The following is a 22,152-nucleotide window of genomic DNA, read 5'->3' as shown; positions in this document are numbered from 1 at the left end:
AAGTGGGGGAAATGGGTTCCCACGCCTTCGCCGGAAAGACGGGCGCAGGGGCTGCCGGCGTTGTTGCCCATCCGGCTGCCGGCATCGAAACCAGCAAGGCCGTGACGGAGGCAAGAAAAAAATGCTTCATTCTTGGTCAAATCTTTGCGCAAGGTTGTATCAATCGCCAAACCAAAGAGCCTTCTGGTGCCAGGCGAGATGTTTCTCGCGGGCACGGCAAACTCAGTCGTGCATGACCCGCGCTGTCCCTGACACCTTGATCGAGGCGCCGGGGTTGGGTGGAATTTCGGCGCGCAAGCACGAGCGCATGCCCATGTCTTCACCCTGCACGATATCGATGGCGCCGCCGTGCGGCCACTTCAGGTCGCGCAGGTAGCCTGCAAAAGCGGCTGTGGCTGCACCTGTGGCGGGGTCTTCATACACGCCGCCCGAAGCAAACGGATTCCGGGTGTGAAAAAGCCGAGGCGTTTGTGCATGGGCCAGAAGGATCGTCACCAGCCCCGCGTTGTTCATCAGCTCGCGGCCCGTGTCCAGGTCATATTGCATGGCCGCCAGTTTGTCGCGGCTCTTCAGAACCAGTACCAGATGGTCTGCGCCGCCGTGGGCGAGCGCGGGGGCAATGCGCGGGTCCAGGTCATCCGGTGTGTAGCCGAACAGCGCCAGGGTGGCCAGCACCAGCGGCTGTGGGGCAGCCTGGCTGCGCGTGGGCGGCGATTGCAGCGCGGCGGTGATCGTTTCCCCGTTGCGCCGGCCTTCAACCGTGATGCTGGCCTGGTTCAGGGTCAGCGCAAACACGCCATCGCCTTGCTGAAGGGCCAGTGCTGCGCCCAGGGCTATCGTTGCATGGCCGCAGAAGGGCACTTCGGATTCCGGCGAGAAATAGCGTACCCGCCAGCCGGCGCCGCTTGCAACGGCAAAAACTGTTTCCGAGAAGCCAAGCTCCGCAGCGATCCGCTGCATCTCACGGTCATCCGGAAATTGGCCGGCGATCATCACGCCGGCGGGGTTGCCGCCGGTGTTTCCGTCAGAAAAGGCTGCAATCTTCAAGACACTCATCGTTTTCCTTGTGAAATGGAAGGCGGGCTGCTTGCCTGTCCGGCGCAATTCATATTGCGCGCTGCCACCGCAGGCCGAAAGGCAATGCTCGCGGGCCGAACAAAAAATGCAGCACCCTGCGCATGTTGCCGCTGGTGGATCTGGACGAAGCATGCAGCAGCAGCGGGCGCATGGCCAGCGCGCTGCCTTGCCCGGCCGTGCAGGTGAACCCGGTTTGGGCCTGGCGGGCTGCTGCGGCGTCCTTCGCCTGCATGCGGCCGTACAGGTGTGACCCCGGAACCACCCGCAGTGGACCGTCCCCCGGGCCGCAGGCATCGATGTGCAAACGCACCGCCACCAGCTGCTCCAGCACCTCGGCGGGCGGCTGGACATAAAGAATGCCTTCCTTCCTGGACCAGCCGCCCAGGCTCGCGTGCTCTACATGATCTGCCACTGGAATGCTCAGGTCCTGATGCACCGGAACCAGCCAGTTGCGCGACACCGACTTCTCGAAGTAAGTGCACTGCACCGCAGCGAAATCGATTGGAACCATCGAGGCCAGCGACGGATGCTGGCGCACCCTTGCCGCAAGCGTCTGGCACCAGGCCTCTGACAGCAGGCAACGTGTTCCTGCCGAGTCGGCAGCTATACCGGCAAGCCGTGCGGCGGCCGACTCACACTGGGTGGCGTTGAGCACCTGCGGAACAAGCGCAAAGCCTTGGGTGGTGAAAGCAGCGTGGTCCATTCCGGGCGTGTTTTGCGAAGGGGTGCTGAAAGGTCACAGCATCGACTGAAACAGCGAAAGGTACTGCGGATGCTGCGAGACCGTGTTGTGGGAGGTTCCGGGCAGCATCTTCAGCACCGCCGTGCCATTCTTGAAGTGCGCGTGCAACTGGTCGGTGCTGGCTTTCGGAATGACTTCATCGTATTCGGCCGAAATCAGCAGCGTGGGTACTGTGACTTTGGCCGCGTACTTCCAGGACTCGAACTTGTCGACAAGAAGCCAGGGGATGGGGAACCAGGGAAAGCGCTGTGCGGCCAGTTCCTGGATGCTGTTGTAGGGTGTCACCAGAATCAGGCGCGAGGCCGGCCGCTGGCTGGCCACCCCAATCGCAACGCCTGAACCCAGACTCCTGCCAACCACGGTGACATCCGGATGCATCCGGCTGACATGGTCGAACAAGGCCAGGGCGTCGCTTTGAAGCGCCGCCTCGGTGGGGCTTCCGGTGCTTCCGCCGTAACCGCGGTAGTGAAGCAGGTAGAGGGCATAGCCTGGAAATGCTTCCGAGAAAGACGGCAAATTCGGTGAAACGTCTTCGGCATTGCCCCCGAAGTAAATGATGGCTTTGGGCCCGGCCGTTTGCCGGGCGGTGACCACGAGCGCCGCATCGGGTGTCTGGAGGTGAAGCGTCGTGGCCGGGCCGCCCCATGACCTCGGCTGCGGGAAGTAGATCAGCGAACGCTGAAACGCAAACAACGCCGCGCAGATGCCCAGGTAAGCGAGCACAAGGGCGATCAAAAAAAACGTCATTGCACGTGCCATAAATGAAGGGAATGGATGTCGCAAAGCCCGGATGCCGGCCCGCTCACCACAGCTTGGCGCAATTGCCGCTGAACACCACGGTTCCGCTCGGGCTGGCGGGTGTGGCGCTGGTTTCCAGTGTCACCACCAGCTTGCTGACTTTGGACAGCAGCTTTTCCGACGTGTCGGGCAGCATTGAAACCGCCGATCCGCTCGTGGGCACGGTGCCCAGCGAGAATGCCGGGCCGTTGGCCGGCACAGCCCACAGCACCAGCTTTCCGGTGGCCGGCGGTGTGATCGGGCCTATGACCTTGACTGTCATGGTCTTGCCGTGGCGCAGCGAGCTGGCCAGAAGCTTGCCGTTGCCCTGTGCGTCGGTGAGCAGGCCCACATAGCTTTGCGGCAGCCTTTCGCCGGAGCGCATCGCGATCTGATCGCTGGACATGAACAGGGTGGGCATGGCGACAAAAAACACGCTTGCTGCGATCACCCCGGCGGCCAGACCGCCGAAGCCGAAACCAGCAGGTTTGAGCCAGCCCAGCCAGGACGGTTTTGTTTGCGGCGCCTGTTGCGGCGGCGCAGGTTTGGTGCGTGCGGCGATGGCGGCCCACACCCTGGGAGACGGTTTGTGCGCCGGCACCGACATGGCGAGTTGGCCCAGCCGGGCTTCCCATTGCGTGACGCGCACGCGCACATCGACGCGGTCGCGCTGCAGGCGCTCAAAGCGGCGGCGCGCGCCGCCGCTCAGCGTACCCAGCACGTAGGCCGATGCGAGGTGTTCGAGCAATTCGGGGCTGGAATATCTCATGACGCCACCACCCCTTGCGCCGCCAGACACCCCTTGAGTTTTTCGAGCCCGCGCCGTATCCAGGCTTTCACCGAGCCCAGCGGCGCGCCCATTTGCGCGGCCACTTCGGTATGCGACAGGCCCTGGTAATACGCCAGCGCCAGGCTTTGGCGGTGGCTGCCTTCCAGTGCGTTCATGCAGCCTTCGATGTGCAGGGCCTCGGTGGCCTGCTCCAGCAGCTGCATGGCGCTGGGGGTGGGCGTGGCGGTGGTTTCAGTGTCTTCCTCATCCACATCACCGGAGCCGGGCAACTCGCTTTCCTTGCGGCGCGTGCGGGAGCGCAGGGCGTCCAGCGCCTTGTTGCGGACGATGGCGATCAGCCACGTCATGGGTTGAATGGTTTGCCCGTCTACCTCACTGCGGTAGCCGGCGGCGTTTTTCCAGATGCTCACGTAAGCCTCTTGCAGCACATCTTCGGCCGCGTGTCCTTGTCCCAATATACGTACGGCAACGCCAAACAGATGCGTGTGGGTGCGTTCATAGACCTGCGCAAAGCAGGCGTGGTCGCCTTGCCCTGCGCCGGCAATCAGCGCCTGCAGGCTACGGGTGTCCGTGTCGGGGGCCAGTTTCATGCGGCTGAGTATAGGGAGTTACGCCCAGGCGGCAAATCTTCCCCCGTCATGGCATTTTTTTCAGAAAAATCTGCATCCAATCGGCGCTTGCTGTCGTTTGTCCCTGGTAGGCCGGGCGCCGCGCCGGCCCACGCCCCCTTCCACCATGTGGTTGTTGGGACTTTTTTACTTTCTTTTAACCCGGAGACCTGTCAATATTTGCAGGGCTCCTCTCAGGAGATCGCCATGACACCGATAGCAACCGCCACCCAACCCAGGCTTCACGCCGGCCTTGCCGCTGCCGCGTTGTGCACTGGACTGCTGCTAAGCGCCTGCGCTGGTGGCCCGGCCGCACCAATGGATGCCAAGCCGGTGCCCGCCGCGCTCAAGCCGGCCGACGGCGAACGCGTGGCCTTCACCTGGCACGCGGTGGGCTCGCAGATCTACGAATGCCGCGCCGGCGACAAGGGCTGGGCCTGGGTGTTTGTTGCGCCAGAAGCGGACCTCTTCAACCAGAAAGACGAAAAAGTCGGCACGCATGGCGCCGGTCCGAACTGGACCGCGCTGGACGGCAGCAAAACCGTGGGCACGGTAAAAGCACGCGCCGACGGCGAGCGTCCTGCCGACATCCCATTGCTGCTGCTGACGGCCAAATCCGCCGGCATGCCCGGCAAGATGGCTACCGTCACCAGCGTGCAGCGCCTGAACACCGAGGGCGGCAATGCACCGGCCAAAGGCTGCACCGCGCCGGCCGATGCGGGCAAACGCGTCAAGGAAGGCTATACCGCCGACTACGTGTTTTTCACAGCCAGAAACGCCTGACCCACAAAGCCAGAGGAAGCGAGGCCTGACATGTCCGTGCTCAAGAACCTTTTCAGCGCCAGCAAGAGCCCCAGGCACGATGCCACGGGGCCTGAGACAGGTCCGGTCAAGATGAACCTTGACGAGCGCATGGCGTTCCGGCGCGAGATGCTGTTCGAGGCCATCAGGGTCACGATGCAGGCCCACGGAATTTTGTCGGCCAGCTACAAATTCCGCGTGGTGCGTAACGACAAGCGAGGCCACCAGTACATGGTGCTGGTGGACCTTTCCACCGACTTCCTGGACAACCGGGAAGGGGGGCCCGCCCGGCTGGTCGAGGTGGGTGCGGCTATCGCCAAAAATGCTGCTGCGCGTTACAACCTGCTGGTCAGCGGCGTGTACTGGCAGATCAACGAGCAGATTCAGGCCTTCGCGCCCAGCCGGCCCGTCTCCTTGCCCGCGAGCCAGGATGCGGCCAGCCCACCGCCACCGGTACAACGCCGGGAGCGCGCCACGGCAGAAGAGCTCGCGGCCTTTGAAGCCGCCTGGGAGAAGGGGCGGGCGCTGCATATCGGCGACCGGGTCTATTCGTCCGACCTGTCGCCGCTGGAGCCTGATTCCCAGAAGGACGACAGCCGGCGCTGACAACCTCGGGGCCGGCCGTTCAAGACCTGCGCCGCCGCGGCACCACTGTGAGCTGCATGACGGTTTTGGCCGGCGCGGCGCTCACCGTGACCTGCTGCGGTGCAATGTCCACCAGCTGGTCCGGGTGCCAGACTTTCAGCTGCGCGGCACCCTCAGGCAGGTCCTCAAAGCTCGCGATGCCTTCCAGACTGGTTTTGGCCGCCCAGGGGGATTCACTGGCGTAGATATAGCCGCGCATCGAGCCGTGGATGAAGCAGCCCAGCAAGGTGGCCCCGACAACGCCGGCCCTGTCCAGCGTCACTTCACTGGACTTGCCCGGTTTCCCGTCGGGCTTGCCTTCCAGCCGCAGCTCGAAGCCGGCATTCGTCGCGTTGAACTGGCCCATGCCGGCAGGTGAGCTGCGCACGTGGTGGTCCCAGGGGTCGTTGTTCACAAATTGAATTTTTGCCCCCACGGGAACCACCGTCACCGCGGGAACGAACTGCATCTTTTCCTGGTGGATGGTGGCCTGCGCCGCCAGCGGCGTCCTGGGCTGGGCGCTTTTGTTGGCGGGCGCCACCACGACCACAGCGTCCGGCACCGGTTTGCCGTCTTTGTCGAGTACCGACACCATGAGGCTGGCCGCGTGCGCCCCTGTGCCGAAAGCGAAGAGCGCGGTGATCGCTGTGAGCTGGATTGCTTTTTTCATGGTTTGATCGCCGTTTCGGGAGTGGTGATGATGTCGCGGTTCATGGGGGCCAGCAGCGCCAGCATTTCATTCTGTTTGCGAAAAGGAATGCCCCTGGCGTCCATGCTTTGCTGCAGCACCTCCACCAGGGCGTGGAAGTCCGACTTTTTGATATCAAGGTTGGCGTGCGCGCTCTTCATGTCTGCGCCCTTGTAAATGCAGGGGCCGCCGCTCAGGGCGCAGAGCTGGTCGACCAGTTGCTCTTTCACGCGCTGCTGGTTCGACGGCTTGAAATGCGGCCCGGTGCGAGGGTCGGCCAGCAGGCGAACCATGAAGTCGTCCATCAGCGCCACCAGGCCGGCTTTTTCACCGAAGGCCTTGTAAAGCTGGTCGTCTTTGGGTGCCGCCTGGGCAAATGCAGATCCGGCCATCAGAAGGCCTGCTGCGAGGGCAAAAGAAACAAAAGGGTTTTTCATGGGGCGCTTCCTTGAAGGGGTGTTTCGTCGGGCTTAAAAAGCGACCTGGGCCGAGAGGTAGTAGCCGGTCTGCTTTCGGCTGCCGGTGGTGGCAGGTACGATCACGCCCAGGTCCACATAGGCCAGCGTGAGCGAGAGGTTTTTGTTGGGCGCCCAGGCAATAAAGATGTCTTTCCAGTCTTCAGAGCGCAGGCCGTTGCCCAAGCCGGCCGCGCGGCCGGCGCCTTCGAGCTTGTTGCGCATGAAACGGTATTCGGCGCCGATGGCGATGTTTTTGCTGAGCAGGTAAGCCATCGAGAATTCCGGCTGCAGCGTGTACTTGTCTTCGTTGCCGCCCAGCGTGGCGCCGTAGCCCAGCAGGCCGTTCTGGTTGGCCTTGGTGGCGCGCAGCGTGCCGTTGAGCAGCAGGCTCTGCCCGAGGAAGAGCTTGGTGGCGCTGACATACACATCCACGCCGTGGCGTTTGGCGCCCAGTGCGGTCAGCGTCGAGTCCAGCCCGGTGGAGCCCAGCGTCTTGTACTGCACGCCCACTGCCACCTGCGGCATCAGCGTATCGCTGTCCAGGATGGCATCGCCCAGCACGCGAACCTTGGCGCCCACGATGGTCTGCTTCAGGTGCAGCCCGGGCAGGCCCAGAGCCACACCGGTGCCGCGGGTGTTGAAGTCCTGCTGCGCAATTGACAGCTCGTAGCGGTCATGGATGCCGACGGCCGCGCCGTACACATTCAGGCCGTAGTCGGTGGTGCCGGCGTGGGTGACATAGGCAGAGCCGCCAATCTCGTCTGCCGTGGCGTTGCTGCCGATGACGGCCCAGGGCGTGAGACCGCCGCCGGCCGCGCCTTCAATGGTGCTGACGCCGCCGGTCAGGAGGAGCTTGCCGGTGTCAGCGTGGGCGCCTGCGTTGACCAGCAGGCCTGCGAGTAGGGGGAGGGGGGTGAAGATTTTGCGCATGGTTTTTTGGGGGTGTCGGCTGGGGGGAAGGTTGGGCAAGGGATTCGAATAAACGGGCTTGATGGTTGGAATACGGGGGGTGGGGTGGACTGGATTCAACTTTTTTTTTGGGAGTTGCCTGATTGGGGGTGTTTTCGGTCTTTGTGGTTTTTGCTGAGGGCGGCTGGCCGGGGGTTGCCCGGCATGCAACTCACTTTTCTTTGCTTCGTCAAAGAAAAGTAAGTAGCCGCCGGGCTACCCCCGGCCAGCAGGACTTAGAGGAGAGCGCCACGCCGGAGCAAGACCCGGCTGAATACCTCAGTCCCCTTGCGACCCCCGATGCGCCCACCCCGTAGTGTGCTTCTCCACATAACTGAAGAGCTCATACATCGCCATCGCCATCGCCCCAATCACCACCAGCCCGGCAAAAGCCAGCGCCAGCCGTTGCTGCGACCCGGCACTTTGCATGAGGTAGCCAATGCCCGAATCGCCCGCCGTCATTTCAGCCAGCACGGTGCCGACAAAAGCCAGCGTGATCGCAACCTTGAGCGAGGCAAAGAAGTAGGGCATGGAGCGCGGCAGGCCGACCTTGACCAGCACGTCCCAGCGTTTGGCGCCCAGCACGCGCAGCACGTCTTCGAGTTCGGGCTCCAGCGTGGCCAGGCCCGTGGCCATGTTCACGGTGATGGGGAAAAACGAAATCAGAAAGGCCGTGAGGATGCCGGGGCCGACGCCGATGCCGAACCAGACAATCAGGATGGGAACAATCGCGGCCTTGGGCACCGCGTTGAAGGCCACCAGCAGCGGATAGACCGCGGCATAGGCCAGCCGTGACGAGCCCACCAGAAAGCCCAGCAATACGCCCACCACGATGGACAGGCCGAAACCGACCATCGTGACCCAGAAGGTTTTCCAGGTGGCTTCGGCAATGGGCCCCGCGAATTCGTGCATGGCCTGGGCAATGGCCAGCGGCGCGGGGAAGATGAACTCCGCTATCGAAAACCCGGCACACACTGCCTGCCACAGCGCCACGACGATCACCAGCAACACCCAGGGCGCCCAGCGTTCCAGCTGTTTGTTGTTCATGTTCATGGCTGCGCTCCACCGCGGACCGCGCCGATGTGGCCGCGCAGCTCATGCACGATGTCGCTGAACCCGCGGGTGTAGGTCACTTCGAGGTCGCGCGGGCGCGGCAGCTCAATTTCGCGCCGCACGACAAAGCGGCCGGGGCTTTTGCTCATCACGTACACGGTGTCGGCCAGGAACACCGATTCGCGCAGGTCATGCGTGACCAGGATCACGTTGAAGCGTTGCTCGGTCCATAGGTCGCGCAGGATGCACCAGAGCTCTTCACGCGTGAAGGCGTCGAGCGCACCGAAGGGCTCGTCCAGCAGCAGCATCTTGGGCTCGTGGATCAGCGCGCGGCAAATGCTGGCGCGCTGCTGCATGCCGCCCGACAGCTGCCACGGGAATTTGTCTTCATAACCGGCCAGGCCGACTTTTTGCAGCAGCTTGCGCGCCCGCTCTTCGAACTCCTTGCGCTTTGCCTTGAACTGGCTGCGGTAAGGCTCGACGATTTCGAGCGGCAGCAGCACATTGCCGACGGTGGTGCGCCACGGCAGCAGCGAAGGCGCCTGGAAGGCCATGCCGGAAATTTTCAGTGGGCCGGTCACAGGCCGTCCGTCAATCAGGATGCTCCCGGCCGACGGCATCTTCAGGCCGGTGGCCAGCTTCATGAAAGTGGACTTGCCGCAGCCCGAGGGCCCGACGATGGCAATGAACTCGCCCTGCCGCACTTGCAGGTCTATGGCTTCGACGGAGAATTGCTTGCGCGCAAGCAACTCGTCGTTGTAGGCGAGCCAGACATCGCGAAAGTCAACAAAAGGGCTGTCAGCGGCTGCTAAAGACATATTTTAGGTATGAAATTGGCTTCTGGCCCAATCAGGGATTGCACGAGCAGCTATTAAAAATATAGCAAATTCAGGCAGGCGAGGCACCAGAAACGGTGCATGAAACCGAATTCATTTTTTCGGCAGCACATTGAGTTCCGCTGCCGTGGGCAGGAAGGAGCCGTTCCACACCGCGTCGGGGTTGACACGGGTCTTGGTGCCGAACGCGTCCGACACCTGGGAGGCCATCAGCGAGAGGCGCGGCGCCAAGACCCGCCCGAAGCCTTCGGCGCGCGCGTCGGGGCTGTTGACGACGGTGTCGATGGCCAGGCGCAGGCGGCGTACTTCCAGCGGCACATTGATGATGCCGTCGCGCGCTTTCACGAATTCGATGGCGGCGGCGGGGTCGGCCACCACGTCTTTCACGCCCTTGGTAAAGGCCTGCAAAAACGCCTTGATGGCGGCCGGGTTTTCCTTGATGAGCTTGGGCGAGGCGATGACGACGTTGCCGTAGTGCTTCACGCCGAAGTCGGCGTAAGGCAGCACCACCACGTCTTCAGCCTTCACGCCGCGCGCTTCCAGGTTGAGCAGCGAGGTGAAGGTAAAGCCGGTGATGGCATCCACATCGCCGCGGGCCAGCATGGTCTCGCGCAGCGGCGGGTCCATGGCTGTCCACTGGAAGCCGGTGATGTTGTTGGCCTTGGCAAAAACCGGGAAGGCGCGGCGGCCGGCATCAAACACCGGTGCGCCCATCTTTTTTCCGTTCAGGTCGGCGGGCGTCCTGATGCCTGACTTCTTGAGCGCCATGACGGAGGCCGGGGTGTTGTTGTAGACCATCATCACGCCTACCGGCTTGTTGGGTGCGTCCGGGTTGTTGGCGTGAAACTCCATCACGGAGGCCATGTCGGCAAAACCCATGTCGTAGGTGCCCGAAGCAACACGGGTCACCGCCCCGCCTGAGCCATTGCCGGCGTCCACCGTCACGTCGAGCTTGTTGGCCTTGAAATAGCCCTTGGCCACCGGCGTGAGGAAGAGGGCCGCCGGGCCTTCGAAGCGCCAGTCGAGCTGGAACTTGATCGGCGTGTTTTGCGCATGGGCGTTCATGGCTGCAAGGGCGATCACCGCCCCGGTCATCCTGGCGACAAGGCTGGGAAGGGCAGAGGCGGCAGGTGCACGATTTTTCATGGCGGGAATTTTCTTGAAGGGGTTGCAAAAAGGGGAGACCGGCAGGCCAGCACATCAGCATAAGAACGCGGTGGCCGTGAAATCGAAGCGAACCTCAAAACGATACAGCAAAAACAATGCCTGCCACGCTGTGAAGTAGAACTTTGGCATTGCCCCGGCAGTTCGGGTGTCGCTGTACGGGCTGATGGGTCTTGCCGCCCAGCGATGCGGATTGGCCTAAGAGCAACAACTGCCGCGTTCAGGTGCTGTCAGTTTTCGCACACTGGGATTACGCACAGGATGCATTTTGTGATGTATCGGCGTCCGTATTTTTGAGGGTACGGCTGGCCTGCTTTCCACACCTTGACCGGCCTGGCCGGGAGGATGCCCAGAGGCAGCTATGAAAAAGGTGGCGGATGGCACGTCCTGTTCCTGGCAACCAGGAAGTTCTGGAGGAAGGCTGGGGTGTTACAGCTGTTTACGTTTGGGCGGGGCGGGCTGCCGGTGATTTGGGCCGGGCGCCGCCACGCACATGACCATGGCAGGTTTCACCTGTCAGTCCTGACAGGGCAGGCGCCATGAACAGGCTTTGACTATTTTTGCGGCCCGTCCATAGAGTGTATTTGCGTAGGTGACAAGGATTAAGCCGCAAGGCGATGCAGTTCCGAAGCCTTGACAAAGCCTTGGGGCAGTAGCCGAAGTCATCCAGCAACGATGTACTGGGTCAGTGGGCTTTCCAAAACAAGGCTTTCATGAAAACACCTTCCTCGCAGCTTCGCCGTCAGATGTTGTCAATCCTGGGCCTGGGCGCCCTCGCAGGGGGTATGGGTGGGCCGGGTACCGCCTGGGCCCAGGTTTCGGCTGCTGCCGCTGCTTCTGCGGCTAAAAAACCGGCAGGTGGCGCGAACTGGCGGCTGTTGGTCAATGAAGCGGTAGGCGGTGACACCAACTCGTTTTTGCTGACCAACCGTTATCGCCCTGCCGCCGACTTCATCAGCACCCAGCTCAAGGGGCGGCCTGTCGTCGTGGAGCCCATGGTTGATATCAAGCGCTTCATGGCGGTGGCCCAAGGCGCCAGCAAGCCGGAGTTTGTCTTTGGGAAGTCCGTCAACCAGCTGGCCAAGCTGGTGCGCGACAACGGCTACCAACCGGTGGTGCGGCGCGCCGACCCTTACAAGGCGGCCTTCATCGTGGCCAAGGATTCGCCCATTAAAACCCTGGCGGATGCGGCTGATGCAAAAGTCATCATGCCCGACGAGTTTGCCGCCACCAGCGCGGTGGCGCTGGCGGAACTGCGGCGCCAAAAGCTTGGGCAGGTCCGCGTGACACATGTTCGCTTCCAGGAGGAAGTCGCGCAGTTTGTGAAGTCCGGAATGGGCCAGATCGGCGTGGTCAATCCCACCATTGCCAAAAAGTGGGTGGAAGAGGGCGGGCGCGTGGTGGCTGAAACCCAGCCGGTGGTGAACTGGTCGGTGCTGGCCGGCCCCAGCCTGGCCGCGGACATGGTGCTGCAGCTGCGCGACGCGCTGCTGGCGACCAATTCAGAAAGCGCCGCAGTAATGGCTTCGATGGGCGTGAAGGCCTGGGCTAAAGCGGAACGGAAGGACTACCTGGATTTGTTGGACTACACGAGGGAGTAAAAAATGGGTACGTTGATTCAAGCACGTCTGTTTTCACTTTCGCCATGGCGGGCCGGACTGCTGGCCGCCACCTTGGCATTTTCCTGCGGCGTACAAGCCCAGGAAAAAAGGGCGATACCGCCCAACATCGCACAGGCTGCGGCCGAAATTGCCGCGGAGCTCGCCAGCAGTTGCCCGCTGGCGCCGGCCGGTGACGTCACCGCCTACACGCAGTGCCGGCAAACGCTGTTCGGCCCGAGCCAGCTGCGTGCGCACGTGGCGCCCATCATGCTGTGGGGCCGGCAAAACAAAAAAGACAACGCCACGCTGCGCCAGACCAACCTGACCCAGTTCGCCCCTGACGCCTGGACCGGCATGTACGCGCCGCTCTTCATGTTCAACGGCCGGCATACCGTGGAGTGGGTGGCCGACGAGAAGATGTTCCTGGTGCGGCTTGAGGCGGCCTTTCGCAATCGCCTGCCGCCGGGCCAGTTTCCTTATCCGTTCTGGCACGACGAGGCCAAGTGGTCGATGTACGAAAACGCCCGCAGCATGATGCTGTGGATCAGCCCCGAAACGGGCACCATCAAGGTGGCGCAGTTCACCGACGTGGCGCCCACGCCGCTGTTGCAACCGGTGCAGGCGGTGCAGCATGAAAAATACCAGGGCCCATGGCTCTGGACCGACGACAAAGGCCACACCCAGCCGGCGGTAACGCTGTTCGACGGCTTGTACCGGCCGGAAAACCCGTACCTGGGCAGCGTCGACAAACGCTACCGGGATCTGGCGCTGCAGATGCGCGAGTCGCAGTGTGTGAACTGCCATGTACCCAACAACCCCGACAAGATGAGCCGCCTGGTGCTGCTGTCGACACCCGCGCATGCCGCGGCAGAGGTGGACCGGTTGATCAAGGCGGTGCGGGAAGACCGCATGCCGATGGACGAGTTCAGGTTGAGCTACGCCCTGTCGGAAGAAAACAAGAAATGGCTGCTTGAGAGTGCGCTGGCATTCAAGGCAACCTTGACAGCTGCCAGGCAATGGGAAGACGAGGCAGCGAAGAAGACCGTGCAATCTGCAATTAACCCTTTGAAGGTGATCAAATGAATACTCCGTTGCTGTCACAAGTTACCGGTCGCCGCGCGGTTCTTCGCGGTGTGGTGGGCACCGCGGTTGCCGTGGCCTGGCAGGGCTTTCCCATGGTCAGCTGGAGCCAGCAGGCGGCGGGCCAGCAGGCGGCTGGCCAGCTTGCGGGTGTAGACCGCTGGAGGCTGCTGATCAATGAGGCGGTTACGGCAGACCTCAGCATTTCGATGCTGGCCCTGCGCTACCGGGGGCTGGCCGACTACCTGGGAGGGCAGATCCGCAACAAGCAGGTGGTGGTTGACCCCGTCATCGACATCCAGAATTTCGTGCGGCAGGCGTCGTCAGAGCAGAAGCCCCTCATGGTGTTCGGAAAATCCGTCAACCAGCTGTCCAAGCTGGTTCGCGATGGAGGTTACCAACCCCTGGTGCGAAGGCCCGAGCCCTACCAGGCTGCCTTTATCGTGAAGAACAGCTCGCCCATCAACAACATCGGGCAACTGAGCGGCAAGAAGATCCTGATGCCCGACGAATCGTCCGCCACGGTGGCGGTCGCGCGTGCCGAGATGCGCCGCCTGAATGTGCGCGAACCCTATATTTCCTACACACGCTACCAGGATTCCGTGTCGGCACAGGTGGCGGCAGGCCTTGCCGAAGTGGGTGCGGTCAATCCGACCATCGCCAGGAAATGGAAGGAGGGCGGGGGCCGCATCATTGGTGAAACCCAGCCCGTGGTGAACTGGTCGGTGCTGGCCGCCCCCGGTGTGCCGGCGGACATGATCAGCCGCCTGCAGGACTCCCTGCTGGCCATGAACAGCCAGTCTGCCAGCATCATGTCCGAGATCGGCGTCAAGCAGTGGGTCAAGGCCGAACGCAAGGAATACCTTGCGTTGCTGGACTACACCCACGAGTAACCTGCCATCAGCCCGGGCCGGGCAGCAGCAGATCGAGTAGCGTCCGCGCTATCACCTTGGTGGCGCGGCGCAGGTCTTCGAGTTCCAGGCGCTCGTCGGCCCGTTTGGCGTGGGACTCCAGCACGGTGCGCGGCCCGGCGCCATAGATCACGCCGGGAATTCCGGCTTCGGCGTACAGGCGCACATCGGTGTAAAGCGGCGTGCCCATGGCCGGGATGGCCTGGCCGAAGAGCGCCTCGCCGTGCTTCTGGATGGCCTCCACCAAAGGCTTGTTGCCCGCCAGCGGCCGCATCGAGTTGGCCAGCAGCAGGCGCTTGATGTCGACCGAGATGCCCTTGTAGCCGGCAGCCGCGTCGGCAATCACTTTGCGGATGTTGGCCTCGACCTCGGCAGGGTTCTCCTCGGGGATCATGCGGCGGTCCAGCTTGAACATCACCTTGCCGGGCACGACGTTGGTGTTGGTGCCGCCTTCGATGCGGCCCACGTTGAGGTAAGGGTGCTGGATGCCTTCAACCTTGGACGTGACCTGCTGGTAGAGCGCGTTCTGTGCATAGAGCGCATTGAGGATGTGCACCGCGCCCTGCAAGGCGTCGATGCCGGTGTCGGGAATGGCGGCGTGCGCCATCTTGCCGTGCACCGTGACTTCCATCTGCAGGCAGCCGTTGTGCGCGGTGACGACTTCGTATGAGAAACCCGCCGCGATCAGCAGGTCGGGTTTTGTCAGGCCCTTTTTGAGCAGCCAGCCCGGGCCCATTTCGCCGCCGAATTCTTCGTCGTAGGTGAAGTGCAGTTCGATAGCGCCCTTGAGCGGCGCGCCCAGCGACTCCAGCGCGCGTACCGCAAAGGTGAAGCTGGCGAAATCGCATTTGCTGACGGCCGATGCGCGGCCATAAATCTTGCCGCCTTCAATCTCGCCGCCATAGGGATCTTTGGTCCAGCCTTCGCCGGGCGGCACCACGTCGCCGTGGGCGTTCAGGGCAATGGTTTTACCTTCGCCTTCTCCTTCGCCGCTACCTCCGTACTTGCGGCGCACGATCAGGTTGGTGATCGACTCCATGCCGTAGCCGCGCACTTCAGCCTCCGGCACGGGGTGTTTCTCAGCGTCAAAACCGAAGGCCTTGATGAGCTCCGCCGTGCGCTCGGCATGCGGCGCGTTATTGCCCGGTGGCGTGTCGGTGGGCACGCGAATGAGCTGCTGCAGGAATGCTGTTTCTTCGTCGAAATGGGCATCGATCCAGCTGTCAAGCCGGGCGTAATCTGTAGTGAGGGTCATTGTTGTTCAGGAGAGAGATTAGTGAGCAGATGCGCCAGGGCCTGGATCGCAAGTTCGATGTCGTCGCTGGTGGTGCTTTCCAGCGGGTTGTGGCTGATGCCCGAGTTCTGGCCGCGCACAAAGAGCATGGCTTGCGGCATTACCTTGTGCAGCTTCATCGCGTCGTGGCCTGCGCCGCTGGGCATGCGATAGAGGGGCACGCCCAGGCTCTGCACCGCGGCTTCCCAGCGCTGCTGCCAGGCAGGTGCGCTGGGGGCAGCGGCGGCGCGCTCGGTCAATTCGGTCGTGAAGTGCACACCGCGGCGCTCGCAGATGCTTTTGAGCTCGGCCAGCACGTCGGCCACCAGCGCGTCGCGCTGCGCATCGATGGGCGCGCGCAGGTCGAGCGAAAAGAGGCAGCGCCCGGGCACCACGTTGATGGAGCCGTTGGGTACCTGCAGCATGCCGACCGTGCCGACGGAATTACCGTCTTGCGCCGCGCGCCGTTCCACGTACAGCAGCAGTTCGGCCGCGGCCGCTGCGGCGTCACGGCGGCGGGTCATGGGCGTAGTCCCGGCGTGGCTGGCCATGCCGGTGATCTCACACAGGTAGCGCACATTGCCGTTGATGGAGGTGACGATGCCCAGCGGCAGGTCGAGCTCGTTGAGGACCGGGCCCTGCTCGATGTGCACCTCGATAAAGCCGAGGTAGTTGTCCGCGTCACGTTTGATCTTCGTGATGTCTTCGGGCTTGAGGCCAGCGTTGTGCATGGCCTCGCGCATGGTGATGCCGTCAGCGTCTTTCTGCTCCAGCCACTCGGGCTTGAAGTCGCCGATCAGCGCGCCTGAACCCAAAAAGGTGGCTTTGTAGCGCTGGCCTTCTTCTTCGGAAAAGCCGACGACTTCAAAGTTGAAGGGCAGGCGCTTGCCCTGGCGGTGCAGTTCGCGCACGCAGGCCATGGGCACAAAAATCCCGAGCCGGCCGTCATATTTGCCACCGTTGCGCACGGTGTCGTAATGGCTGCCGGTGAGCAGGGTCTTGGCGTTAGGGGAGGCGGCCTTGTAGATCCCCACCACGTTGCCGACCGGGTCGATCTTCACCTCGTCAAAGCCGCATTCACGCATGGTGTTGCTGATGAAAGCCGCGCAGGCACGGTGCGCATCGGTGAGGTAGGTCACCGTAAGCTGGCCTTTTTCAAGGTAGCCCGGGTCGCTGTACTGCGACATCGTTTCCTGCCAGTCCCACACGTCGTTGCCCAGCGCGGGCGTGGCAGAAAACTTGTCGTTGAGCCGCAGCTCGACCACGCGGTGAATATTGCGCAAGTTTTCCTGCAGCTCGAAGTCAGGGTGGTTCTGCAGGCGGCGTGTGAAGGTCTCAATGATCTGTTGCTTGCTGAGGCCGTCACCGCGCGGGCCGCGCACCGCCAGGATGAAAGGAAAGCCGAACTTCGCGTTGTAGTCGGCATTGAGCTTTTGCAGGATGGCGAATTCTTCTGGCGTGCAGTCCGTGAGGCCGGCCTTGCCTTGCTCATTGGTTGATTCCGCCGTAAGGCTTTTGCAGACCATGGCTTTGCCGGCCAGTTCGGGGTGGGCCTGGATGAGCTTGACCTGCGCGTCCCTGCCGGCCTCGCGCAGTACTTGCGCCATGGTGTGCTTCAGGTGGGCGAGTGACTGGAAAGGGCGTGCGTCCAGCGCCTTTTCGGCAATCCAGGGGGAGTGCTCGTAGAGGCCGTCGAGCAGTTGCAGCGCTTCTGCGCGCGGTACGGCATTGACTTGTTCAAGCGAGATGGCCATGTTCAGCTTTCCTGCCGGGGCATGTAGGGATGGTTGGCCTGCCAGTGCCGCGCAATATCGATGCGGCGGCAGACCCAGACACGCTCATGCTTTTGCACATGGTCCAGAAAACGCTGCAGCGCCACAATGCGGCCCGGACGACCCAGCAGGCGGCAGTGCATGCCGATGCTCAGCATCTTGGGCGACGCACTGCCTTCGGCATAGAGCGCGTCAAAGCTGTCGCGCAAGTAGATGAAAAAATCGTCGGCCTGCGAGAAACCTTGCGGCAGTGCAAAGCGCATGTCGTTGGTGTCCAGCGTGTAGGGCACCACCAGGCGCGGCACGACCTGGCCGTCGGTGCGCTTTACCTCGGTCCAGAAAGGCAGGTCGTCGCCATAGTAGTCGCTGTCGTATTCGAGCCGGCCGTCGTCGGCCACCAGCCGGCGCGTATTGGGGCTGTCGCGGCCGGTGTACCAGCCCAGCGGGCGCGTGCCGGTGAGCTTTTCAATCGCGTCCAGGCCCAGGCGCATGTGTTCGCGCTCGGTGGCTTCGTCGATCTGCTGGTAGTTGATCCAGCGCCAGCCGTGACAGGCGATCTCGTGGCCGAGTTCAGTGAAGGCCGCGGCGACTTCGGGGTGGCGCTGCAGCGCCATGCCCACGCCGAACACCGTGAGCGGTAGTTTGCGCTTTTCAAACTCGCGCAGGATGCGCCACACGCCCACGCGTGAGCCGTATTCGTAGATGCCTTCCATGCTGAGGTGCCGGTCGGCAAAGCTGGGTGGATTGGCCATCTCGGACAAAAACTGTTCGGAGCCGGCGTCGCCGTGCAGCACCGAGTTTTCGCCGCCTTCTTCATAGTTGAGGACGAACTGCACGGCGATGCGTGCCCGCCCCGGCCAGTTGGCTTGTGGCGGGTTGCGGCCGTAGCCGACCAAATCTCTAGGGTAGCCAGTGTTCATATCAGTACTCATGACAGTGCCATGGAAATATCGTTCGTCGGTACCTTGCGGTCAAAGGAGAGGCTCTTCTCGACATGCAGCAGGTGGTCATTCATGAGGCGCACGGCCAGCGCTTCGTTCCTGGCGGCCAGCGCCCTGACGATTTCGGCGTGCTCGTCGTTGGAGTGTTCGGCGGCGGTGGCGGTCTGGTACATCAGGGTGATGAGGGCGCAACGCGAGGTCAGCTCGCCAAGCATCTGCGCCAATACCTCGTTGCCCATGAGCTCGGCCATGCGCACATGAAAGTCGCCCAACAATTCGGTCCGGCTGGACACGTCCCCGAGGTCGACCGCCGACTTTTCCCGAGCGACGTGTTCTTTCAGCGCCTTGATTTTGGCGGGGGTGACTTCGCGCACAAAGGCCCGCGTCATTTCGGCTTCGAGCATGCGGCGCACGGCAAACACCTGCCGCGCTTCCATCACGGACGGTGCAGCCACGAAAGCACCGCGCGCCGGTTCGAGGCGAATCAGGCGGTTTTGCGAGAGCTGGAACAATGCCTGCCGCACCAGCGTGCGCGAGACGCCGAAATGGTCGGCCAGTTTTTGCTCGGCAAGCTTCGTGCCCGGGTGCAGCCTGTGCTCCACAATGGCCTTGGTCAGGGCTTCGACGATGGTGTGGGTGGTTGACGATTCCATCAGTCGATAATAGCCGGAATGCTGAAAAGTGTATACACTTTTGGTAAACCGAAATTGAAAAACAATCTTCAAGGACTGCCATGGGCTTGAGCACACATGTACTGGACACCATGCACGGCACGCCGGCAGGCGGCATGAAGGCGTCGCTCTACACCACCCATGCGGGCCAGGCGACGCTGGTGAAGCACTTCATCCTCAATGAAGATGGGCGCAATCCCGATGGACTGCTATACGACAGCGCTAATCTGAAAGCCGGCACCTACCGGCTCGTGTTCGAGGTGGCTGCCTACTTCAAGGCGCGCGGCGTGAAACTGCCTGAGCCGGCTTTCCTGGACGAGGTGACGCTGGACTTCGGTGTGGCTGATCCGGGCCTGCATTACCACGTGCCCCTGCTGGTCAGCCCCTGGAGTTATTCCACCTACCGCGGCAGCTGAGCGGGTGCCAGGCCAGACCCGTGTCATGGCGCCGTCATCCGGGGCGGCGACAATCAGCGGTTTGTGCAACTTTCTTCCTCCTCCATGAATGTCAAGCCAATGACCCTGAGCCGCCGCCAGGCCCTGCTGCTGTCCGCAGGCACCGCCGCCAGCCTCGTGGCTCCAGCCGTATTGGCACAAGGCCCTTCAGCGGGTTCTGCCGGCTCACCGGCCTCGGCCGCATCCGTTCCCGCCGGCATCTATCCTGAGCGTGCCGTCAAGATCGTCGTGCCTTTTGCCCCCGGCGCCGGCACCGATGCCATGGCGCGGCTGATTGCGCAAAAACTCGGCGAGACCATGAATGCCTCCTTTGTGGTGGACAACCGTGCGGGCGCCTCGGGTGCCATCGGCACGCAGTATGTGGCGCAGTCCCCGGCCGACGGCTACACGCTGCTGCTGGTGGCTTCACCCTTCACCACGGTGGCTGCCTCCCTGCCCAGCGCCAATTACGACCCGCTGCGCCAGTTCACGCCGGTGGGCATGATCGCCAGCGGCCCACTGGTCTGGGCTGCCAACACCAAGCTGCCGGCGAACACCATGAAAGAACTGGTCACGCTGGCCCGGCAAAAGCCCGGGGCGCTGAACTACGGCTCGGCCGGGGCGGGCGGTGTCAACCACCTCGTGCTTGAGTTGCTGAAGGCCCGTACCGGCACCTTCATCACGCACATTCCTTACCGCGGTGTGGCGCCCGCCACCATGGACATGATCGGCGGCCAGATCCAGCTGATCACGGGCACCATCCCGGCCCTGCTGCCTTTCATCAAAAACGGCAGCATCAAGCCTTTGGCCGTAACGAGTGCCAAACGCTCAAGTGCCTTGCCCGACGTGCCCAGCATGACGGAAGCCGGCCTGGCAGGCATTGATGTGGTCAACTACTTTGCGTTGATGGCCCCCACCGGCACACCGCCCGCCATCGTCAACGCACTGAACGCTGCCATCAACAAGGTCGTGGCTTTGCCCGAGGTGGTGGCGCGGTTCAAGGCCGACGCCGTGGAAGCCGCACCCGGCTCACCCGCATTGCTCGGCCACTTTATAGAAGCCGACTACCGCGCCTGGCGCAACGTCGTTAAAACGCAGAACCTCAAAATAGAGTGAGGAGTAGGGCCCCCACGGTCGCTCACTTCGTGTAGCTTCCTGCCCCCCGAGGGGGCCGCCCGCCTGCGGTCTGGCAAAGCCAGTCCCGCGGCTCATGCTGGCCTGGCCGGCTCGCTTCGCATTGCCTTTGTCTCGCGCTCCTGCCTTTGCGGGCGAGTTCTAGTCCTGACCCTCGGTCAATGTATCCAGCTGAAATTTGCCGCTCTTGTGCCAAAGCCAGGTGTCGGTGTAGACCACCTTGCCCATGCGCGTAGGTGCCGGGAAGGGGGACGCCTGCCGGATGGTGCGCTCGATCTCCGCCATCACTTCGGGCGCATGGCGGGGCGCACGCATCCAGTCCAGGCGGGTGACGCGGCCGACCCGGTCGATTTCCACATTCAGCACACCCACGGCATACAGCAGCGGCGGCATGCGGCCTTTGTAGATACGGTCGGAATTGAGGCCGTAGATATGCGTGGCGCCGTCTTCCCGATAGGCACGCGGCGTGGCCGCCCCTGAGCTTCTGGCCGAGCCTTGCGGGCCGGCGATCGGCCCGATCACCGGAGAGGGGTCTGGGGCTTTGGGTGTTGTGGTGGGTGCAGGTTCCGGCGCGGTCTTGCAGGCACTGACGACGGCGGCAGCTGCTGCTGAAAGCAGGGCCACCAGCCAGAAGCGGCGCGGTGTGGAGTCGGACATGTCTTGTCTCATCGTGCTTGCCTTTGCCGGCTTTTTGAGCGGCCGGCTCATTGGATTCCTGATATACCTGTCATCATGCCCGGGAGCTGCCCGGCGCCAGGGTGGTGCTAAGGTGGCGGTCAAGGCATTTTGCCCAATATTTCTATCCTCCAACCGCCAAGTCGTCACCAATGGTTTCCAGTGTCTCCAGTCTGCAACTCGAGGAGTTTTTGGCCCGCCTGGCCTCGGCGCAGGCGGTGCTGGTGGAGGTGGCAGAGGCGCAGGGCTCGGTGCCTCGCGAGGCGGGAACCTGGATGGCGGTTTTTCCCGATGCGCTGGTGGGCACGATAGGCGGCGGCCACCTGGAATACGATGCCATCACCAGGGCGCGTACGCTGCTCGCGGGTGACGCTGCCGGGCGTCAGGCGACAACGCTGCGCGTAGCGCTGGGCTCGTCGCTGGGCCAGTGCTGCGGCGGCGTGGTGGCATTGCGCTTTGAATGCGTCAGCGCGAGCGACACACCAGCGCTGACCTTGCGGCTGGGCCAGGCTGCATTGACGCCGGTGGCGCTGTTCGGCGGCGGCCACGTCGGCCACGCGCTGGTGCGGGTGCTCGCCCCTTTGCCGTTTTCACTCAGCTGGATAGACAGCCGCGACGGGGTGTTTCCTGCCAGCGTACCGCCGCGCGTGGTGGCCGAACATTCCGATCCCGTACAAGCCGCCGTGCCTGGCCTGGCGCCGCAGTCCCGCGTGCTCATCATGAGTTTCAGCCATGCGGAAGACCTGGACATCGTGGCCGCCTGCCTGCTGCGCCAGCGCGAGAAATCCGATTTACCCTACATCGGCTTGATCGGCAGCAAAACCAAATGGGCGGCATTCCGCCACCGCCTGGAAGCTCGGGGCTTCGCCGCGGGCGAGCTGGCGCAAGTGACGTGCCCCATCGGCGTGCCCGGCATTACCGGCAAGGAGCCAGAAGTCATCGCTGTTGCGGTAGCGGCCCAGCTGTTGCAAACCATCAACGCGGTTTGAGCGCGGCGCAGAAATTTTTCGGAGCTGAAGCCAAACTCTATAAACTTGGCGCGTCAGGCCGCAGCGGAGCCGGGAAGCCGGGGCTAAATCAAGTTAGCGCCAGCT

General features: G+C 62.9%; 25 protein-coding genes. 9 read left to right on the top strand and 16 right to left on the bottom strand.

Annotation, left to right across the window (positions count from 1 at the left end):
- Positions 1-11: 11 nt before the first annotated feature.
- On the top strand, positions 12-236 hold the full coding sequence (locus tag AC1DYR_RS04885) for a hypothetical protein (RefSeq protein ID WP_477701847.1): 225 nt from the start codon (positions 12-14) through the stop codon (positions 234-236).
- Here the strand turns inward: AC1DYR_RS04885 and AC1DYR_RS04880 are convergent.
- Genes AC1DYR_RS04880 through AC1DYR_RS04860 form a run of 5 tightly spaced genes read right to left on the bottom strand, consistent with a single transcriptional unit; the run spans position 223 to position 3,976 of the window.
- Positions 223-1,056, bottom strand: coding sequence for a PhzF family phenazine biosynthesis protein (locus AC1DYR_RS04880; protein ID WP_477704073.1), 834 nt, complete (start codon positions 1,054-1,056; stop codon positions 223-225). The genes AC1DYR_RS04885 and AC1DYR_RS04880 overlap by 14 nt on opposite strands.
- 49 nt (positions 1,057-1,105) lie before the next feature.
- Positions 1,106-1,780, bottom strand: a complete 675-nt coding sequence (locus AC1DYR_RS04875) for a phytanoyl-CoA dioxygenase family protein (protein WP_477704072.1) — start codon at positions 1,778-1,780, stop codon at positions 1,106-1,108.
- A 33-nt stretch (positions 1,781-1,813) separates the two neighbouring features.
- A complete protein-coding gene (locus AC1DYR_RS04870) occupies positions 1,814-2,566 on the bottom strand; it encodes an alpha/beta hydrolase (RefSeq protein WP_477704071.1) in 753 nt (250 codons plus the stop codon).
- Between the two features lie 55 nt (positions 2,567-2,621).
- Positions 2,622-3,365 (bottom strand): anti-sigma factor, encoded by a 744-nt coding sequence (locus tag AC1DYR_RS04865; RefSeq protein WP_477704070.1) that lies wholly within the window; start codon positions 3,363-3,365, stop codon positions 2,622-2,624.
- Positions 3,362-3,976 carry an RNA polymerase sigma factor gene (locus AC1DYR_RS04860; protein ID WP_477704069.1) on the bottom strand — a complete coding sequence of 205 codons (615 nt, stop codon included), beginning with the start codon at positions 3,974-3,976 and terminating at the stop codon, positions 3,362-3,364. The genes AC1DYR_RS04865 and AC1DYR_RS04860 overlap by 4 nt, the downstream gene beginning before the upstream one ends.
- Positions 3,977-4,201: 225 nt before the next feature.
- On the opposite strand from AC1DYR_RS04860, the gene AC1DYR_RS04855 reads away from it, so the two are divergent.
- Positions 4,202-4,777, top strand: coding sequence for a DUF3455 domain-containing protein (locus AC1DYR_RS04855; protein WP_477704068.1), 576 nt, complete (start codon positions 4,202-4,204; stop codon positions 4,775-4,777).
- Between the two features lie 30 nt (positions 4,778-4,807).
- Positions 4,808-5,401, top strand: coding sequence for a hypothetical protein (locus AC1DYR_RS04850; protein WP_477704067.1), 594 nt, complete (start codon positions 4,808-4,810; stop codon positions 5,399-5,401).
- Between the two features lie 19 nt (positions 5,402-5,420).
- On the opposite strand, the gene AC1DYR_RS04845 is transcribed toward AC1DYR_RS04850, so the two are convergent.
- The 6 genes from AC1DYR_RS04845 to AC1DYR_RS04820 all read right to left on the bottom strand — a co-directional run bounded on the left by AC1DYR_RS04845 (position 5,421) and on the right by AC1DYR_RS04820 (position 10,497).
- Positions 5,421-6,089 carry a cupredoxin domain-containing protein gene (locus AC1DYR_RS04845; RefSeq protein ID WP_477704066.1) on the bottom strand — a complete coding sequence of 223 codons (669 nt, stop codon included), beginning with the start codon at positions 6,087-6,089 and terminating at the stop codon, positions 5,421-5,423.
- Positions 6,086-6,544 (bottom strand): group I truncated hemoglobin, encoded by a 459-nt coding sequence (locus tag AC1DYR_RS04840; RefSeq protein ID WP_477704065.1) that lies wholly within the window; start codon positions 6,542-6,544, stop codon positions 6,086-6,088. The genes AC1DYR_RS04845 and AC1DYR_RS04840 overlap by 4 nt, the downstream gene beginning before the upstream one ends.
- Before the next feature lie 33 nt (positions 6,545-6,577).
- Positions 6,578-7,495, bottom strand: coding sequence for a DUF3034 family protein (locus AC1DYR_RS04835; RefSeq protein ID WP_477704064.1), 918 nt, complete (start codon positions 7,493-7,495; stop codon positions 6,578-6,580).
- A gap of 297 nt (positions 7,496-7,792) precedes the next feature.
- Positions 7,793-8,560, bottom strand: a complete 768-nt coding sequence (locus AC1DYR_RS04830) for an ABC transporter permease (RefSeq protein WP_477704137.1) — start codon at positions 8,558-8,560, stop codon at positions 7,793-7,795.
- 2 nt (positions 8,561-8,562) lie between these two features.
- Complete coding sequence (locus tag AC1DYR_RS04825; RefSeq protein WP_477704063.1) at positions 8,563-9,384, bottom strand: ABC transporter ATP-binding protein; 822 nt, start codon at positions 9,382-9,384, stop codon at positions 8,563-8,565.
- A gap of 111 nt (positions 9,385-9,495) precedes the next feature.
- Positions 9,496-10,497: an ABC transporter substrate-binding protein gene (locus AC1DYR_RS04820; RefSeq protein ID WP_477704136.1), complete on the bottom strand. Its 1,002-nt coding sequence runs from the start codon at positions 10,495-10,497 to the stop codon at positions 9,496-9,498.
- 782 nt (positions 10,498-11,279) lie between these two features.
- Here AC1DYR_RS04820 and AC1DYR_RS04815 point away from each other — a divergent pair.
- From AC1DYR_RS04815 to AC1DYR_RS04805, 3 genes are read left to right on the top strand one after another with little or no spacing between them, the layout of a single operon-like run.
- Positions 11,280-12,167 (top strand): phosphate/phosphite/phosphonate ABC transporter substrate-binding protein, encoded by an 888-nt coding sequence (locus AC1DYR_RS04815; protein ID WP_477704062.1) that lies wholly within the window; start codon positions 11,280-11,282, stop codon positions 12,165-12,167.
- Positions 12,168-12,170: 3 nt separating this feature from the next.
- Entirely contained in the window at positions 12,171-13,250 is a 1,080-nt protein-coding gene (locus AC1DYR_RS04810; protein ID WP_477704061.1) for a hypothetical protein, read from the top strand.
- The gene (locus AC1DYR_RS04805) at positions 13,247-14,140 is read left to right on the top strand and encodes a phosphate/phosphite/phosphonate ABC transporter substrate-binding protein (RefSeq protein ID WP_477704060.1); all 894 of its coding nucleotides are present in this window, start codon (positions 13,247-13,249) and stop codon (positions 14,138-14,140) included. The genes AC1DYR_RS04810 and AC1DYR_RS04805 overlap by 4 nt, the downstream gene beginning before the upstream one ends.
- A gap of 7 nt (positions 14,141-14,147) precedes the next feature.
- Here AC1DYR_RS04805 and AC1DYR_RS04800 read toward each other — a convergent pair whose 3' ends face one another.
- Genes AC1DYR_RS04800 through AC1DYR_RS04785 form a run of 4 tightly spaced genes read right to left on the bottom strand, consistent with a single transcriptional unit; the run spans position 14,148 to position 18,797 of the window.
- Entirely contained in the window at positions 14,148-15,413 is a 1,266-nt protein-coding gene (locus AC1DYR_RS04800; RefSeq protein ID WP_477704059.1) for a M20 family metallopeptidase, read from the bottom strand.
- Positions 15,410-17,185 (bottom strand): 2-oxo-4-hydroxy-4-carboxy-5-ureidoimidazoline decarboxylase, encoded by a 1,776-nt coding sequence (uraD, locus tag AC1DYR_RS04795; protein WP_477704058.1) that lies wholly within the window; start codon positions 17,183-17,185, stop codon positions 15,410-15,412. Before uraD ends, AC1DYR_RS04800 begins: the two co-directional genes overlap by 4 nt.
- Positions 17,186-17,187: 2 nt before the next feature.
- The gene (puuE, locus tag AC1DYR_RS04790) at positions 17,188-18,123 is read right to left on the bottom strand and encodes an allantoinase PuuE (protein WP_477704057.1); all 936 of its coding nucleotides are present in this window, start codon (positions 18,121-18,123) and stop codon (positions 17,188-17,190) included.
- An 8-nt stretch (positions 18,124-18,131) separates the two neighbouring features.
- Positions 18,132-18,797 (bottom strand): GntR family transcriptional regulator, encoded by a 666-nt coding sequence (locus AC1DYR_RS04785; RefSeq protein WP_477704056.1) that lies wholly within the window; start codon positions 18,795-18,797, stop codon positions 18,132-18,134.
- A gap of 80 nt (positions 18,798-18,877) precedes the next feature.
- Here AC1DYR_RS04785 and uraH point away from each other — a divergent pair, with 80 nt between their 5' ends.
- Together uraH and AC1DYR_RS04775 are read left to right on the top strand one after the other, a co-directional pair.
- Positions 18,878-19,231: a hydroxyisourate hydrolase gene (uraH, locus tag AC1DYR_RS04780; protein ID WP_457279822.1), complete on the top strand. Its 354-nt coding sequence runs from the start codon at positions 18,878-18,880 to the stop codon at positions 19,229-19,231.
- 84 nt (positions 19,232-19,315) lie between these two features.
- A complete protein-coding gene (locus AC1DYR_RS04775; RefSeq protein WP_477647821.1) occupies positions 19,316-20,365 on the top strand; it encodes a tripartite tricarboxylate transporter substrate binding protein in 1,050 nt (349 codons plus the stop codon).
- 159 nt (positions 20,366-20,524) lie between these two features.
- Here the strand turns inward: AC1DYR_RS04775 and AC1DYR_RS04770 are convergent, their stop codons facing one another.
- The gene (locus tag AC1DYR_RS04770; RefSeq protein ID WP_477704055.1) at positions 20,525-21,040 is read right to left on the bottom strand and encodes a hypothetical protein; all 516 of its coding nucleotides are present in this window, start codon (positions 21,038-21,040) and stop codon (positions 20,525-20,527) included.
- A 170-nt stretch (positions 21,041-21,210) separates the two neighbouring features.
- Between AC1DYR_RS04770 and xdhC the strand changes: the two genes are divergently transcribed.
- Positions 21,211-22,047 (top strand): xanthine dehydrogenase accessory protein XdhC, encoded by an 837-nt coding sequence (gene xdhC / locus AC1DYR_RS04765; protein WP_477704054.1) that lies wholly within the window; start codon positions 21,211-21,213, stop codon positions 22,045-22,047.
- The last annotated feature ends 105 nt before the right edge of the window (positions 22,048-22,152 follow it).

The sequence above is a fragment of the Polaromonas sp. P1_F9 genome (genome assembly GCF_056405615.1).
This window is presented reverse-complemented; position numbering and strand designations above follow the sequence as displayed.